Below are 1,210 nucleotides of genomic sequence, written 5' to 3'. Positions count from 1 at the left end.
TGAAGGTTCGTGTTGATGGCGCGCGGTGTCAGGGGCATACGTTGTGCTCGATGATCGCGCCGGAGATGTTCGTGTTGTCCGAGATCGACGGGACGGCTTCGGCGGTGCGCGAGGTGGTACCTGCCGATCAGGAGGCGTTGGTGATCGAGGCCGCGCACTCATGTCCGGAGCAGGCGATTGTGCTTGAGGAGTCGGTCAAGGAGGCCGTGTCGTGACTGATGTAATGGGCGATGAGGATCGTAAGGATCCGTATCGGTATCACTTCGATCGCCATACTCGTGATTACCGGGAGCATTACGCCGAGATCACCGATGAGTTGCATGAGAAGTGTCCGGTGGCGTGGACCGATACCCATGGTGGGCATTGGGTGGCCTCGGGCAGTGAGGCGGTCTTCGAGCTGGCCCGGTGTCCGTATGTGTCCAACGATCACGACGTGAACAACGAGCGGCGCGGTTATCAGGGGATCACGATTCCGGCCAAGCCGATTCCGATCCGGGCGGGGATCCTGGAGATGGATCCCCCCGATCACAAGACGTATCGCAGTGTGCTCAATCCGTATTTGTCGCCGGCGGCGGTCAAGCGTTGGGAGCCGTTCATCGCCGAGGTGGTGCGGGCCAGCATTGATGAGAAGATCGCCTCCGGGCGAATGGATTTCGTTGACGATCTGGCCAATGTGACGCCGGCGGTGATCACGATGGCCATGTTGGGTCTGCCGCTCAAGGATTGGCCGATCTATTCCGAGCCGACCCATGCCCTGGTGTACACCCCGGAGGATTCCCCGGAGATGGCGCGGGTCCTCGAGCAGAACCAGCAGATGGCCATGGCGTTGTTCAACAGCATCGGTGTGGTGCGCGATCATCCGCGCCCGGGCATCATCGATGCGTTGGTGAAGTTGCGTATCGACGGTGAGCCGGCCCCGGATATGGAGATCCTGGGGATGTTGACGTTGTTGATCGGCGGTGGGTTCGACACCACGACGGCGTTGACCGCCCATTCGTTGGAGTGGCTCGGTGAGCATCCCGATCAGCGTCAGCGCCTCATCGATGAGCGGGGAACGTTGCTGGATTCGGCGACCGAGGAGTTTCTGCGGTTCTACACCCCCGCACCCGGCGACGGGCGCACGTTCGCCGAGGACTGTGAGGTCAACGGGGTGCACTTCAAGGAGGGCGAGCGGCTCTACATCTCGTGGTCGATGGCCAACCGCGACCCG

The 1,210-nt window shown here is 61.7% G+C and carries 2 protein-coding genes; both read left to right on the top strand.

Translation table 11 applies throughout. The annotated features are described in order from the left end of the window. Nucleotides 1-215, top strand: a 215-nt coding sequence (locus tag ORI27_RS32835) for a ferredoxin (RefSeq protein WP_266001425.1), incomplete at its 5' end; no start/stop codon positions are given. Between the two features lie 8 nt (nt 216-223). Beyond that, nucleotides 224-1,210 (top strand): cytochrome P450 (locus ORI27_RS32830; protein WP_266001426.1); only part of this gene is annotated, 987 nt, incomplete at its 3' end.

The sequence above is a fragment of the Mycobacterium pinniadriaticum genome (genome assembly GCF_026242045.1).
GTDB classification, from domain to species: domain Bacteria; phylum Actinomycetota; class Actinomycetes; order Mycobacteriales; family Mycobacteriaceae; genus Mycobacterium; species Mycobacterium pinniadriaticum.
This window is presented reverse-complemented; position numbering and strand designations above follow the sequence as displayed.